The 14,508-nt window shown below is 61.3% G+C and carries 15 protein-coding genes; 6 read left to right on the top strand and 9 right to left on the bottom strand.

The window, feature by feature from the left end:
* The coding region (locus BJI47_RS08490; RefSeq protein ID WP_368655876.1) for an arsenic resistance protein at positions 1-243 on the bottom strand (243 nt) is incomplete at its 3' end.
* Positions 240-629, bottom strand: a complete 390-nt coding sequence (locus BJI47_RS08485; protein ID WP_088943270.1) for a helix-turn-helix transcriptional regulator — start codon at positions 627-629, stop codon at positions 240-242. The genes BJI47_RS08485 and BJI47_RS08490, both read right to left, overlap by 4 nt.
* Positions 630-726: 97 nt before the next feature.
* Between BJI47_RS08485 and BJI47_RS08480 the strand changes: the two genes are divergently transcribed.
* Positions 727-1,386 (top strand): hypothetical protein, encoded by a 660-nt coding sequence (locus BJI47_RS08480; protein WP_088943269.1) that lies wholly within the window; start codon positions 727-729, stop codon positions 1,384-1,386.
* A gap of 62 nt (positions 1,387-1,448) precedes the next feature.
* On the opposite strand, the gene BJI47_RS08475 is transcribed toward BJI47_RS08480, so the two are convergent.
* Complete coding sequence (locus BJI47_RS08475) at positions 1,449-1,988, bottom strand: carboxymuconolactone decarboxylase family protein (protein ID WP_088943268.1); 540 nt, start codon at positions 1,986-1,988, stop codon at positions 1,449-1,451.
* A gap of 1 nt (position 1,989) precedes the next feature.
* On the bottom strand, positions 1,990-2,577 hold the full coding sequence (locus BJI47_RS08470; protein ID WP_084348974.1) for a peroxiredoxin: 588 nt from the start codon (positions 2,575-2,577) through the stop codon (positions 1,990-1,992).
* A gap of 206 nt (positions 2,578-2,783) precedes the next feature.
* On the opposite strand from BJI47_RS08470, the gene BJI47_RS08465 reads away from it, so the two are divergent.
* A complete protein-coding gene (locus BJI47_RS08465; RefSeq protein WP_088943267.1) occupies positions 2,784-3,716 on the top strand; it encodes a hydrogen peroxide-inducible genes activator in 933 nt (310 codons plus the stop codon).
* A 21-nt stretch (positions 3,717-3,737) separates the two neighbouring features.
* On the opposite strand, the gene BJI47_RS08460 is transcribed toward BJI47_RS08465, so the two are convergent.
* The 3 genes from BJI47_RS08460 to BJI47_RS08450 form a co-directional block, all read right to left on the bottom strand.
* Positions 3,738-6,248: an RNA helicase gene (locus tag BJI47_RS08460; RefSeq protein ID WP_088943266.1), complete on the bottom strand. Its 2,511-nt coding sequence runs from the start codon at positions 6,246-6,248 to the stop codon at positions 3,738-3,740.
* 58 nt (positions 6,249-6,306) lie between these two features.
* The gene (locus BJI47_RS08455) at positions 6,307-7,344 is read right to left on the bottom strand and encodes an alpha/beta fold hydrolase (protein ID WP_088943265.1); all 1,038 of its coding nucleotides are present in this window, start codon (positions 7,342-7,344) and stop codon (positions 6,307-6,309) included.
* A 218-nt stretch (positions 7,345-7,562) separates the two neighbouring features.
* On the bottom strand, positions 7,563-8,543 hold the full coding sequence (locus BJI47_RS08450; protein ID WP_088943264.1) for a proteasome assembly chaperone family protein: 981 nt from the start codon (positions 8,541-8,543) through the stop codon (positions 7,563-7,565).
* A 239-nt stretch (positions 8,544-8,782) separates the two neighbouring features.
* Here BJI47_RS08450 and BJI47_RS08445 point away from each other — a divergent pair, with 239 nt between their 5' ends.
* From BJI47_RS08445 to BJI47_RS08430, 4 genes are all read left to right on the top strand, one after another.
* The gene (locus BJI47_RS08445; RefSeq protein WP_088943263.1) at positions 8,783-9,868 is read left to right on the top strand and encodes an S-(hydroxymethyl)mycothiol dehydrogenase; all 1,086 of its coding nucleotides are present in this window, start codon (positions 8,783-8,785) and stop codon (positions 9,866-9,868) included.
* Positions 9,865-10,497, top strand: a complete 633-nt coding sequence (locus BJI47_RS08440) for an MBL fold metallo-hydrolase (protein WP_088943262.1) — start codon at positions 9,865-9,867, stop codon at positions 10,495-10,497. The genes BJI47_RS08445 and BJI47_RS08440 overlap by 4 nt, the downstream gene beginning before the upstream one ends.
* Before the next feature lie 247 nt (positions 10,498-10,744).
* Positions 10,745-11,389 carry a sensor domain-containing protein gene (locus BJI47_RS08435; RefSeq protein ID WP_254900456.1) on the top strand — a complete coding sequence of 215 codons (645 nt, stop codon included), beginning with the start codon at positions 10,745-10,747 and terminating at the stop codon, positions 11,387-11,389.
* 138 nt (positions 11,390-11,527) lie between these two features.
* The gene (locus BJI47_RS08430; protein ID WP_088943261.1) at positions 11,528-12,652 is read left to right on the top strand and encodes a DUF4192 domain-containing protein; all 1,125 of its coding nucleotides are present in this window, start codon (positions 11,528-11,530) and stop codon (positions 12,650-12,652) included.
* Here the strand turns inward: BJI47_RS08430 and galE are convergent.
* The gene (gene galE, locus BJI47_RS08425) at positions 12,636-13,631 is read right to left on the bottom strand and encodes a UDP-glucose 4-epimerase GalE (protein ID WP_088943260.1); all 996 of its coding nucleotides are present in this window, start codon (positions 13,629-13,631) and stop codon (positions 12,636-12,638) included. The two genes, BJI47_RS08430 and galE, sit on opposite strands and share 17 nt — an antisense overlap.
* A 68-nt stretch (positions 13,632-13,699) precedes the next feature.
* Positions 13,700-14,386, bottom strand: coding sequence for a metal-dependent transcriptional regulator (locus tag BJI47_RS08420; RefSeq protein WP_088943317.1), 687 nt, complete (start codon positions 14,384-14,386; stop codon positions 13,700-13,702).
* Positions 14,387-14,508 lie beyond the last annotated feature (122 nt).

Genomic DNA, 14,508 nt, shown 5'->3' with positions numbered 1-14,508 from the left:
CAGTCGGTCGTAGCGCACCTTCGCCAGGACCGGATACATCATGATCAGCAGGCCGATAGCGATAGGTAGTGAGACGCCGTCGATCGAGATGGTCGACAGGGCGTCGTTCAGGCCCGGAATCAACCGACCCAAGGCCAAGCCGATGACCATCGCGACGCCGATCCACACCGGCAGGAACCGGTCGAGAGTGGAGAGCTTGCCGACTACGGCCGGGTGATCGGAGGTGTTCGCCTGGCTACTCATGCCGTCACCAGCGCGGCATCATCGGTGGTCGGGTCGGCGGCGGCCAAGACCGACGATAATTGTTGCAGCGCAGCAGGTATGACCCAGTAGTGGACCCAGGTCCCACTGCGTTCGCAGTCGAGCAAACCAGCTGCACGCAACACTTTGAGATGATGGGAGATCGTCGGCTGAGACAGGTCGAACGAATCGGAGATGTCACACACGCACGCTTCGCCACCGGCGTGACTGGCGATCAGGCTTAGGAGTCGAAGCCGGGCCGGATCGCCGAGCGCTTTGAACATTCGGGCGAGATCCCCTGCCCAGTCGGCGGACAATGGCTCGGCAATCAGCGGCGAGCAGCACACACCGCGGCTGAGGTCGTCGATAATGTGAGTCTGATTCGACATATGTCTATATTGAAGAAATTCGAATCAAACGTCAAATGGCTCCACTGAATACCTGGTGGGGGAGTTCGAGGTTTCGGGACGATCTAGGCTGAGCGACATGACTGCGTCGCGGATCGATTTGAATACAGCGGTTGATGCGACTCGCACCGGAGACATTTGGATCTTCCGCGGCCATTCTGCCACTGATCGTGCGATACAGACATTGACCAACAGTCCGGTCAACCACGTCGGCATGGCAGTGGTGGTCGACGACCTTCCTCCGCTCATGTGGCACGCCGAGTTGGGAAAAACGCTGCAGGACATGTGGACCGGTAATTTTCAGCGCGGCGTGCAGTTACATGACCTCCATGCGGCAGTGATGCAGTGGTCGAACAAGTACGAGCAGCGTTGCTGGCTTAGACAACTCGACACTGCAGTCACTCGCGAGCAGGAAGACGCATTGCTGCGCACCATAGCTCGAATGGACGGAACGGCGTTCCCGACTACCGCGAAACTGGCGGGGAGGTGGTTCAAGGGTCGCGTGCCGAGCTTCCGCAAGAGTGACCACCATGCCGCGGCTCTGGAAACAGCGTATTGCGCTGAAGTGGTAGCCATGACCTACGACTCGATGGGTCTGCTGAATGGCAACAAGAAGGCGAATTGGTTCGATCCTGGAAAATTCTGGAGCGGTGACCGGTTACCTCTCGCTGAAGGCGTTCACCTCGGCAACGAGATCGCCGTCGAGGTACCCGCGCACCAGTCGGCCATCACCGAGTGAACTGACGGAAAAAGAGGCCCGCACACGAGTGTGCGGGCCTCTTTCGCTGTGTATTTCGTCTATCAGACAGTTGCTCCGTCGAGTGTGCGGCTGGCCTCGATGGCCTGGCCGACGCCCGCGACGATCGACGCTGCGCGGATCGACTCGAAGATGACCTCACGGTCGACGCCTTCGTCGCGAAGGGTCTTCTCGTGTGCCTCGACGCAGTGGTTGCACCCGTTGACGGCCGAGACTGCCAGCGAGAACAGTTCGAAGTCGGCCTTGTCGATGCCGGAACTGGCGATGATATTCATCCGCAGACCTGCGCGAAGGTCGTCGTACTTGCCGTCCAGGTAGCCCTTGGTGCGGTAGAAGACGTTGTTCATCCCCATGATGGATGCAGCACCCAGAGCGGCGTTGTAGGCATCGGCGGACAACGTGTCCGCAGCCTCCTCGGCGATCTCTTTCAGCGTCGTCGTGGACTTGGTGGCGGCAGCAGTGGCGAGAAGCGTGCCCCATAGCTGCTGCTCAGTCAGAACCGTCGATCGCACAATGGAACTCAGGTTGAGCTTGAGATCCTTGGCGTACTCCGGAAGAGCATTCTTCAGATTCTCTACGCTCATGTCAGACGCTCGCCGTCAGCAGCTCGCCCGCGTCGATGGTGGGGTCGCCCTTCTTCCAGTTGCATGCGCACAGCTCGTCGGACTGCAGTGCGTCGAGAACACGCAGAACCTCATCGACGTTGCGGCCCACGGAACCTGCGGTGACCGAGACGAACTGGATCTCGTTGTTCGGATCGACGATGAATGTCGCGCGGTCGGCGACACCATCGGAGTTGAGAACACCTGCAGCGGTTGCAAGCTCCCGCTTGAGGTCGGAGAGGATGGGGAACGGAAGGGTCTTCAGGTCCTCGTGCTGTGCACGCCACTGGAAGTGCACGAACTCGTTGTCGACGGACGCTCCGAGTACCTGAGCGTCGCGGTCGGCGAACTCTTCGTTCAGCTTTCCGAATGCGGCAATCTCGGTCGGGCACACGAAGGTGAAGTCTTTCGGCCAGAAGAAGACGATGCGCCACTTGCCAGCGTAGTCATCGCTGGTGACGGTGGTGAAGTAATCGTCAGGCTGCTGGGCGTTCACCTTGGACAGGTCTCCGCCGATAACGCCGGTGAGGTTGTATGCGGGGAACTGATCGCCGATTGTCAACAGGGCCATATGGTCCTCCTCTGTAGTGGTGCGCATGCGTCGCGCTCGTGGTGCGCGTCGTATTCGTACATGCGCGGTGTTGCGAATTCGGTGGAGTCGCGTGTGGAGCGCCGTCGCGTGTTGTCGGTGCTTCCCACGGTCGGTCTCCGACATGTACGAGTGTGCCAAAAAATACGCGAAAGGTAAAGGTGATTAGTAGCACTAGACTAATAGGTATGACTGATAGAAGTTATCAACCGACGCTCTCACAGCTGCGCGCTTTCGTCGCAGTTGCCGAGCAACGTCATTTCGGAAGTGCCGCCGCGCGACTGCACATCAGCCAGCCGACACTCTCCCAGGCCCTCGCCTCGCTGGAACAGGGACTGGGCGTTCAGCTCGTCGAACGAAGCACCAGGCGAGTTCTGATGACCACTGCGGGTACACATTTGCTCGAGCATGCACGGGCAACCCTCGATGCAGCCGACGGATTCGTATCCGAAGCATCCGGCATGGGAGGTCGACTGTCCGGCCCACTTCGTCTCGGACTCATACCCACCGTTGCGCCGTACGTGCTACCCGCCCTGCTCCCGGCGATGCGGGCCGAATTCCCGGACGTGAACGCGCACATCGTCGAGGATCAGACGGACCGCCTGTTGGCCTCGCTACGGTCGGGAGCGATCGACGCAGCGGTGGTCGCACTGCCGACCGAAGAGTCCGGCATCGTCGAAATACCCCTGTATGCCGAGGATTTCGTGCTCGTCGTCCCCATCGGTCATGAACTCGACGGACGACGTGATCTGACCCTGTCGGCACTCGTCGACCTGCCGATCCTGTTGCTGGACGACGGCCACTGTCTGCGGGATCAAACTCTGGACCTCTGCCGGTCGGTCGACGCGGTCCCTGCAACCGGGGACACGAGAGCAACCTCGCTTGCCACGCTGGTTCAATGCGTCGCAGGCGGTCTCGGCGTCACACTCGTCCCGAGGTCGGCTGTTGCCGTGGAGATGGGCAAGGGTGCGCTGGGCCGGGCCGAGTTCGCAGACCCGAAGCCCGGTCGGCGCATGGGCCTCGTCCATCGTGCATCGAGCGGGCGGGCCGAAGAGTATCGGGCACTGAGTGCGCTGATCTCGCGAATCGGATCGGCCGTAAGCCCGGTAGCTGACCAGTAGCCGAGGATCGAGGTAGCGAACTCAGCCGGCAGTAATAGTGATCTCGTCGAACACGATCTCACCGAGAGCATCGGACTCCTCGACATCGACGACCGCGTCGAACGACCACCCGTGATCACCGTCGGGATCTTCCAGTACCTGCCTGACCGTCGTCCGATCGCTGCCAATCGTGAGTTCGAACAAGGCCGGCCCACGCGCGGATGGGCCGGTGCCGATCTCGCCGTACTCCTCGAAGAAGGGTTCGAGTTCTGTTTCCCAGTCAGGGCCGTCGTCCAACGCATCGAGCGCGTTCCACCAGCCCGCCGCCGCGAAGTCCACTCGTTTGAATATGGCGTTGCGCACCATCACCCGGAACGCGCGTGGATTCGCGGAAATCGGCTTCGGTGTGTCACCGCCATAGGGTTCGGGCTTCGTCTCGGCCTCTTCACCCGGGTCGGTGAGGTTTTCCCATTCGTCCAGCAGGCTCGAGTCGACCTGGCGAACGAGTTCCCCGAGCCACTCGGTGATGTCCTGTACTTCCTCGGTCCGGGCTTCTGGCGGCACCGTCTGGCGTAGTGCGCGATACGCGTCGGCGAGGTACCGAAGAACGAGTCCTTCCGAACGACTGAGACCGTAGTGACTGATCAGTTCCGTGAACGTCATCGACCGCTCGATCATGTCGCGGACTACGGACTTGGGGGAGAGCGCGACTTCCGTCAGCCACGGATGCCCACCGCGGTAGATCTCGAAGGCAGGCACGAGAAGCTCGGCGAGGGGTTTCGGCCACGTCACCTCCTCGAGCAGTTCCATTCGCTCCTCGTACTCGATACCATCCGACTTCATCTGTGCGACTGCTTCTCCACGAGCCGCGTGCTGCTGGGCCATCAGGATCTGGCGGGGATCGTCGAGTGTCGACTCGATGATCGACACCACATCGAGTGCATGCGTATCGGATTCGATATCGAGCAGATCGAACGAGGCGAGTGCGAACGGTGACAGTGGTTGGTTCAGTGCGAAGTTCGGCTGCAAGTCGACCGTGAGGCGGGCGTGTCGTCCTTCCGCATCCGGCTCCGCGAGCTGTTCGACGATGCCCGCCGAGACCAGACCACGATAGAGCGAGAGCGCTCGGAGAATATGCTTGCGCTGGGCTGGTCGAGTCTCATGGTTGTCCTCGAGCAGATGCCGCATTGCGGTGAAGCAATTACCCGGTCGGGCAATGACATTGAGCAACATCGCATTGCTGACCGAGAACCTCGAGACCAGCGCCTCCGGACTCGCTGTGATGATCCGGTCGAACGTCGGCTCACCCCACGAGACGAAGCCATCGGGCGCCTTTTTGCGTTGGACCCTCTTGAGTTTCTTCGGATCGTCGCCGGCCTTCGCTACGAGCCGTGCGTTCTCGATGTCGTGTTCCGGTGCCTCGACGACGACGGTTCCGAGCGTGTCGTATCCGGCACGTCCGGCGCGTCCGGCGATCTGGTGAAACTCTCGGGCGCGTAGTTTGCGAGTGCGAATGCCGTCGTATTTGGTCAGGCCGGTGAACAACACGGTTCGGATCGGAACATTGATGCCCACACCGAGGGTGTCGGTGCCACAGATGACCTTGAGCAGACCGTCCTGGGCAAGTTTCTCCACGAGGCGTCGATATTTCGGGAGCATGCCCGCATGGTGTACGCCGATTCCGTGACGCACCAGTCGCGAAAGTGTCTTGCCGAAACCCGTAGTGAAGCGGAATTGGCCGATCGCCTCGGCGATCTGCTGCTTCTCGGACTTGGAGGCCACGTTCACGCTCGTCAGCGCCTGCGCTCGTTCGAGGGCGGACGCCTGGGTGAAGTGCACGACGTACACGGGTGCGAGATGCGTGGACACCAGCTCCTCGATGGTTTCACCGATCGGTGTGCTTACGTACGAGAACGTCAAGGGCACAGGCCGTTCGGAGCCCGACACCACGGTGGTGGGTCGCCCGGTGCGGCGGGTGAGGTCGTCTCGAAAGAAAGACACGTCGCCCAGAGTCGCCGACATCAAGAGAAATTGAGCGTTCGGTAACTCGATGATGGGAACCTGCCAGGCCCATCCCCGGTCGGGTTCGGAGTAATAATGGAACTCGTCCATCACCACCTGGCCGATATCGGAGTTCGCTCCCTCGCGGAGAGCTAGATTCGCGACGATCTCCGCGGTCGCGCAGATGATCGGGGCGCCGGCGTTGACCGCGGCATCGCCCGTCATCATGCCGACATTTTTAGCGCCGAAAATATCGCACAGTGCGAAGAACTTCTCGCTGACCAGAGCTTTGATGGGTGCGGTGTAGAAGGTCCGCTTACCGGCGGCCATCGCAGCGAAGTGCGCACCGACGGCCACCATCGACTTCCCCGAGCCGGTCGGTGTCGCGAGGATGACGTTGGACCCCGACACCAGCTCGATCAGCGCATCTTCTTGCGCTGGGTACAAATTCAGCCCTCGATCGCTGGTCCACGTCGTGAAAATGTCGAACAACGTGTCCGGATCCTGCGCCTCGCTGGTTGTGGGGGCAGGTACGAGTTCGGAGAGGAGCACCGTAACAGGCTATGGTGCGCTGGCCGCGTCGCAGTCAGCGGCCCGTGCGCAGGGCGTGTCAGGTCGCGCTGCGTTCGTCCGCTCCCATGGCTCCCAGTACCGAAAGTCTGGTACTGGCGTTCCCGGTGATCATGTCTTCACCGACTCCGGTGATGAGGAAGTTCCGCCATCGAGTCTCGTCGAAGTCCAGACGCGGCGTCGAGGCGAGAAACTCTTCGAGCACGTTCAAAAAACGCATCGGATCGTCACGAAACGGGAAGTGGCCGGCCTCGCGAAACACCGAGAGTCTGGATCCGGGCATTGCGGAATGCGCGAGGTGCGCATGACTGACCGGTATCACCACGTCCCGATCTCCCCATACGAGCAACACCGGCAGATTCTCGGTGAGGTAACACCGGTCGAGCATCGTCACAACCTGGCCCCGCCAATCCACGACAGCGCGCAGAGTGCGGAGGTACGCCTCGTACGCAGTGGGATCCGGCAGGCCCGCCAGGACGCGCACGAGATCAGGTGTGTCGTGGAGCAAGGCGCCCGGCCGCAACGGCGTCGTATTCAGTTTTCCGATGAGGTTGCCGGCCAGCCTGACGACCGACATGGCTCCGGGGAGGCGTAAAAGCTTGACTGCTTCGCTGGCCAATGGCACCGAAGCCAACCGTAGAAGTGGATGGACATCCTTGGTGACTCCACCGGAGGACACGAGAACGAGACGGTCGACCATGTGCGGAAACTGGTAAGAGAACTGCATCGCGACACCGCCGCCGAGGGAATGGCCGACCACCGTCACATGGTCGACTCCCAAGACGGACAACAGGTCGCGCATGCCGTTGGCGTACGCCGCCACCGAGTAGTCGGCGCGGGGTTTGTCGGACTGCCCGTGTCCCAACAGGTCGGGTGCAATGACAGTGTGGTTCTGCGCGAGATGCGGAATTATGGCGTTCCACGTCTCGGAGCTGTCACCGATTCCGTGAATCAACAACAGCGCTGGGCCTTCGCCTGCCATCCGGAACGCTCGCCGATACCCATGAATGGTGCGGAAGATCAATTTCGGCTCGGCATTGGGAACCGGGCGGAGCTTGCGAGTGCGAGGACTGCTCATGTCGCGCCTCCTGATTCCTCAGTTCTGTACTTTTTCGACACTGCTGTACTTCCTCGAACACTCTCGCATGAGTGAAGACGCTCGACACGACGTGGAGAGGGATTCTGGTTACAGATATGTTTCGTTATCCCACTGCTACGAAATGTGAACAAAATGAGAATGGGTGATTGTGTGAACGTTCACACAATCACCCATTCATTGGTCGAACCATGTGCCGGTCAGCGCCCGGTGTCAGGGCCGTCCGTGTCGGTGCCCGTTGTGTCCAGATCTTCCGGCTCGGCCTCGAACCCGCCCTGTTCGGCGAGGAACTTCTCGAACTCCGCGCCCAGTTCATCACCGCTCGGAAGGCTTTCGTCGCTGGCGAGAAGCGTCGACTGCTGTTCCTGTGCTGCAACGTAGGTGTCGTACTGGCGTTCGAGGGCATGTACGACCGACTGCACTTCCTCGTTGCCGGTGATGTGCTCGTCGACCTGCTCCTGCACTCGAGCTGCGGCAGTGCCCAGCGCAACCAACGACAAGTCCAGACCTCCGGCCTCGCCGACATGTTCGAGCAATGTCTGCGCGGCACTCGGATAGTCGGTTTGGGCTAGGTAGTGCGGAACGTGGACCGAGAATCCCATGGATACGTGGCCGTGCTGGGCCATCCGTAGTTCGAGAAGCGAGGACGCACTGCCGGGGACCTGGATGTCACCCGACCAGCTGTGCTCCTCGGAGATCAAGGACTTGTCCGAGGAATGAGCGGTCACGCCCAACGGACGAGTGTGAGGTATCGCCATCGGGATCGACCCCAGACCGATGGTTCGACGCACTCCCAGCTGCTCGGCCAGCAGACGCACAGCAGTGGAGAACTTCTCCCACCGAAGGTCCGGCTCCATTCCGGCAAGAAGCAGGAATGGCGTGCCCGCGTTGTCCTTGACGGCGTACAGATTGAGCTCTGGCGCCTCGTAATCCGAGAAGTGATCCGTCTTGAACGTCATCGTCGGCCGACGTGAGCGGTAGTCGATCAGCTCGTCGACATCGAACGAAGCAACGAGTTCCGTCTCGAGCGTGTCACGAAGGTGCTTGGTGGCGAGTTTTACTGCGTGACCTGCATCGGAGAAGCCTTCGAGTCCATGCACCAACACCGGACCGACACCGTCACCGGACATCGTTTGCGGCGCCGGAAATTCCAGCTCGTACATATTCGATTGTTCGTCCATGGCCGAACCCCTTTCCGTTTCTTCGTGCCCACTCGGGGCCAGCACCACGGCCGTAACCGACCTCGCGTGGAGAATACCCGTCGGTTCGGCGTGACGATCGTACTGCCGTGAGTACGGCTACTTCCTAGGGAGAACGCCGCGAAACACCGAGTTCATTCCCGCAGGCGTCGCTGGTCGTGTGCACACGTTGTGGGAGTCTGGTCTGCAGAGATCACAAGTCGAACGTCGAAGGAGTGCTTATGCCGCAGCAAGTGCGTGCCGTCGTCGCCAAGGCCAAGGGCGAAGAGGTGTCGATCGAGACGATTACGATTCCGGATCCGGGCCCCAGCGACGTCGTAGTGAAGATCGACGCGTGCGGCGTCTGCCACACGGATCTGGCCTACCGTGATGGCGGAATCAATGACGAGTACCCCTTCATGCTCGGGCACGAGGCCGCAGGAACCGTGGAAACTGTCGGCGACGCGGTGACGCACGTCGAGGTCGGTGACTTCGTGGTCTTGAACTGGCGCGCAGTGTGTGGCGAGTGTCGGGCATGCAAGAAGGGCACGCCCTGGTACTGCTTCGACACTCACAATGCCTCGCAGAAGATGACGCTGGCAGATGGCACCGAACTCACGCCTGCGCTCGGTATCGGCGCGTTCGCAGACAAGACTCTCGTCCACGAGCTGCAGTGCACCAAGGTTGCTCCGGGCTCGGACCCGGCGGTTGTCGGGCTGATCGGCTGCGGCGTCATGGCAGGTATCGGCGCTGCAATGAACACCGGCAACGTTTCGCGCGGTGACTCGGTCGCAGTCATCGGTTGCGGTGGCGTCGGCGACGCGGCCATCGCCGGAGCAAAGCTTGCAGGCGCGACGAAGATCATCGCTGTCGATCGGGACAAGGGAAAACTCGAGTGGGCGAAGGACTTGGGCGCAACCCACACGGTGGACGCGTCCGCGGTCGACCCGGTCGAAGCCATCCAGGAATTGACCGGTGGGTTCGGTGCCGACGTCGTAATCGATGCTGTCGGTCGACCGGAGACGTGGAAGCAGGCGTTCTACGCTCGCGATCTGGCCGGCACAGTTGTTCTGGTGGGTGTTCCGACGCCGGACATGACACTCGAGATGCCTCTGGTCGATTTCTTCTCACGTGGTGGCTCGCTCAAGTCCTCTTGGTACGGCGACTGCCTCCCGGAGCGGGATTTCCCGATGCTCGTCGATCTCTACGAGCAAGGTCGATTGCCACTGGAGAAATTCGTCACCGAACGAATCGGTATCGACGACGTCGAAGCCGCGTTCACTGCGATGCACGACGGCAAGGTGCTGCGTTCGGTAGTCATCCTATGAGCGGAAAATTGCGCATCCAGAGGGTGGTGACGTCAGGGACCTTCAGTCTCGACGGCGGTACCTGGGACGTCGAGAACAACATCTGGTTGATCGGTGACGACACCGAGGTGGTGATAGTCGATGCAGCGCACCAGCAGCAACCGATCCTGGACGCGGTCGGTAGCCGAACCGTCAAGGCCATCGTCTGCACGCATGGCCACAACGACCACGTGACGGTCGCCCCGCAGCTCTCGCAGGCGCTCGATGCCCCGGTGCTGCTTCACCCGGCGGACGACATGCTGTGGGAGCAGACTCATCCGGGTGTTGCACATCGGACCATCGAGGACGGTGACCGGATTTCGATAGCGGGAACCGACATCGTCGCTATCCACACGCCCGGTCATTCACCAGGCTCCACCTGCCTGTACGTACCCGAAGCTGGAGAGTTGTTCAGCGGAGACACCTTGTTCTCCGGCGGGCCGGGAGCAACGGGACGTTCGTATTCGGACTTCCCGACGATCATCGGTTCCATCCGGGACAAGCTGTTCGCCCTTCCGGCGGAGACGCGCGTCAAGACCGGTCATGGTGACGGCACCAGCATCGGCGACGAGTCTCCGCATCTGGAGGAATGGATCAAGCGCGGGTCGTGAGTCGCCCGGATCACCGGCAATCGCGGTAGAAGTTCGGCCTGTCTCCCGCCTTGTTCACCACTCGAGTGAGAAGGTGGAACCGGGCGGGAGCCGGTTATCCGCAGGCGCCGACGCGATGCCCGAAACAGATTCGTCTGCGAATACTGGAGGACCTTCCGTGCTGTGCCGTTCCGTATCGAGATCTCGCCCGCTTCTGATCGCGCTCGGGGCGACTACTTTCCTCGCGCTCGCTGGATGTTCGTCCGCTGTGACCGGCACCGCTGAAGCCGGCGGCCAGGGGTCGACGTCGATTACATCTCGAGACGGGGCGACTACACCTGCAGACGGGCGGGATCTCGGAGCGCTTCTGATCGATCCATCCCAGTTTCCAGCTCCGTACGAGGCCATAGTGCTCCCTCCTCAGGCAATTGCACAGGCGTCGCCGGACCTCACCGGAATTCCCGCCGGCGCCGAGGTGTCGCCAGCGGGATGCAAGCCCACGGAACCAAGTTCGGCGGCGGGTAGCGCTGCGTTGATCGTCGGAACCGATAACGCCAACCGGGCGACGATTTCGATCGAACTGACTGTGGTCGACGAGCCGCTGTCGGCACGCGAGGAGCAACTTCAGCAGTGCGGCGAGGTCGAGGCAACCAAATCCGGTGCGACCTCCGTCATCCGGTCGACCATCTCCCCGGCGCCTCCGATCAATGCCGACGAGACCCTCGCGGTGAAGCAGACCGTGAATTCTGGCACCGGCGCGGACTCGGTGACGCAGTCGATGCTCACGTTGATGGCTCAGGTCGACGACGTCCGAATAGCAGCAACGTTCATGTCGTTCGACAACTCCGCACCTGATGCGGCCGTGTTGGACGAGTTGTTCACCGCTGCGGTCCAGAAGGTGAACGCCGGATAGCACGAATGTCCGACGGGAAGCGTCAAATCTCGAACATGTAAGCCGTGTTCTTCCACAGGGCGTTGCGCTGTCCACAGGCCTTCTTCGTCCCAGGTCAGCTGATCGGTAGTCGAATGTCGACACGTCATTGTTCTCGCCATGACGACCTTCCCTGAGAATCGACCCACTCCACCGATGCTGGCCACGGTGTCGGCTACCGGTGACCTGATTGCAGCCATCCCGGCAATACTCGGCTTCACCCCTTGGCGCTCTCTCCTGCTCATCTGCCTTACCGGCCGGATCGGCGAAAACCTCACTATTGGCACAGTGATGCGTCACGATCTGAGCTTTCCGGACCCCGACGTGACACTGCGCTCGGTAAGCATGGAGATGGCCGATGTGATCGACCGCTTCGCGACCGTCTGCATGCGGGACGAGGTTCGCGCGGCCATCGCTGTCATCGTCGACGACGGAACGAAGACCTCAGCGAAAGCAGGCCGCAGAGACACCCGTTACCAGGCTCTCGGAAGCAGGCTCGAGGACCGACTCCGGACGCGGGGTACCAACCTGCTCGATACGTTCCTGACCGAGAACATCGCGCAAGGATGTGCATGGATCTCCCTGACCGAGCCGCGGGAGAGGGGCACCGTATCGGATCCGCGGTCTTCGGCCGTGACGCTCGCGTACGTGCTCGGGGGGAGAGCAATGCTGGAGTCCAGAGAAGCGCTCGCAGAGTTGTTGCAGCCCTTGGATACCGAAATGAGCAGGCAGGTGCGCGCGTGCATAGGCGTGGCCCGAGAAGCGGGCATGCCCTCGGAACGAACCTCCATCGAACGAATCCTCCAAGAGATCGGTCGGTGGGAACAATCGCCACTCGATCACCCGAGATCGCTCGAAATTTCGGCGGCGCAGATCGCCGAGTTCGGGGTTGCCTTGACGCGCTTGATGGTTCGCGACAGCATGCTCGCACTGGTCCTTCACGACAGCGCCGCCACTGCCGAGCAATTGTGGTCGCATTTGTCGCGTACCTTGCCGGCACCCGAGCGGGCGTGCCCGGCAACGTTGCTCGGGTTCAGCGCTTACGCACGCGGTGACGGAGTAATGGCAGGGGTTGCGATCGAACTAGCGTTGGCCGCCGACCCCGACTACTCACTCGCACGTCTTCTCGACTCCGCCTTGAACGCTGGCGCCCGTCCGGAGATGATCAGAGAAGTCGCGCTCAGTGGCTACGCAGTCGCCGAGCTGTGTGGTGTCCGTTTGTCGCCACCTACGAGCGCGCAGTGACCTGTACCGCGTGAGATCGGTCTCCGAGATTCTGCAGGAACGTCCAAGCATCCCCGACGATGACATCGAGATCGGTGAACCGCGGAGTCCACCCCAACTCCGAGATGGCACGATCGCTCGAAGCGATCAGCACAGCAGGGTCACCTGCGCGACGGGGTGCATCCTCGACGGTGATGGGAAGGCCTGTCACACGTGTGCACGCGTCGATGACCTCACGTACGGAGAATCCGGTACCGCTGCCGAGGTTGTAAATCCGATGACTGCTCGGTGTCGATGCTTCCAGAGCGAGGATATGAGCCTCGGCCAGGTCCGCGACATGGATGTAGTCGCGTACCGCAGTTCCATCCGGTGTCGGATAGTCGGAACCGAATACCGAAATCTTCTCGCGTTGGCCCAGAGCCGTTTGCAGCACGAGCGGAATCAGATGTGTCTCGACAACCCGATTCTCGCCGAACTCTTTGTAGGCACCAGCAACGTTGAAATATCGCAGGCTGGTGGCAGCCAAACCATATGCCGCTGAATACGACGTGATCGCGTGATCGATCGCCAATTTGGTTGCACCGTAAGGATTGGTCGGCGCTGTCGGTGCATCCTCGGTGATCGGTGTCTTCTGCGGCTCACCGTAGGTGGCCGCGGTCGACGAGAACACCAGCCGAGGGGTGTTCGACTCGCGAATCGCATCGAGCAACGCGAGCGTGGTCACGACGTTGCCGGACCAGTACTTTGCCGGCGCGACAACCGATTCACCGACAAGTGACTGGGCGGCGAAATGCAATACCCCATCGAATTTCGTTTGGGACAACAGCGAGGCCGCAACATCCTTGATGTCGGCTTCGACGAACGTCGCGTTCGCCGGGACGGCCTCGCTGTTTCCGGTGGACAAATTGTCGACGACGACGACGTCATGTCCTCGATCGACAAGTACCGCCGCGCAGACGCTGCCCACGTAGCCGGCACCGCCGGTCACCAAAAGTCTCACTACTTCATCTCCTCGTAGGGCCGAAGGCCGATCGATGTATGCAGGCCTCCGCGCCTCGACGCGATGAACTAGACCAACTTCACCTGAACGGCGTGAGCCATTTCTTCCGAAATATCTATTCCCTCGTGACCTGGAACGGTAATGGTGACCGTGCCTGGCTTGGCCTCGACTGTAACCCGGGCGTCCGGCACGACACCCGCATCACGCAACTGTGCGATGACCTCCGGATCGGACTGGACGTGCTCTGCGAGTCGACGCACTACCACCGCCGTCGGGTGGCCGTGGGAGACGTCCGTCAGTCGAATCAGATCTTCGTGGACCGCCGCCGGCTGGCCGAGACCCAGCTCATCCAAACCTGGTATCGGGTTGCCGTAGGGCGAGGTCGTCGGATTGTTCAGTACAGCGACGAGACGACGCTCCACCTCTTCGCTCATCACGTGTTCCCACCGGCATGCCTCGGCATGGACGTCTTCCCAGCGAAGACCGATGATGTCGACCAGCAGTCGCTCGGCGAGTCGATGCTTGCGCATCACCGACACGGCGAGTCCGCGTCCCTTCTCGGTCAGCTCCAGATGGCGGTCGCCCGCAACGGAAAGCAGCCCGTCACGTTCCATCCTGGCCACAGTCTGACTGACGGTAGGACCACTTTGTTCGAGGCGTTCGGCGATACGTGCCCGCAAAGGCACCACACCCTCTTCCTCCAAATCGTAAATCGTGCGGAGGTACATCTCCGTGGTGTCGACCAGATCCTTCACACTCAACCCCTTCGTCTCGGCCGATTCTACCGTTGATCGGCGCGTATAGGTGTTCCAGGCCGTTCCGCTGGCGAGCCGGACGGTGCCGAGACTCGCAACGGAGGCAATGTTCGGCGTTGCTC

The organism is Rhodococcus sp. 1168 (assembly GCF_002091955.1).
Classification (GTDB): Bacteria; Actinomycetota; Actinomycetes; order Mycobacteriales; family Mycobacteriaceae; genus Rhodococcoides.
The sequence above is the reverse complement of the archived record's forward strand: the minus strand, read 5'-3'. Positions and strand labels throughout refer to the sequence as shown.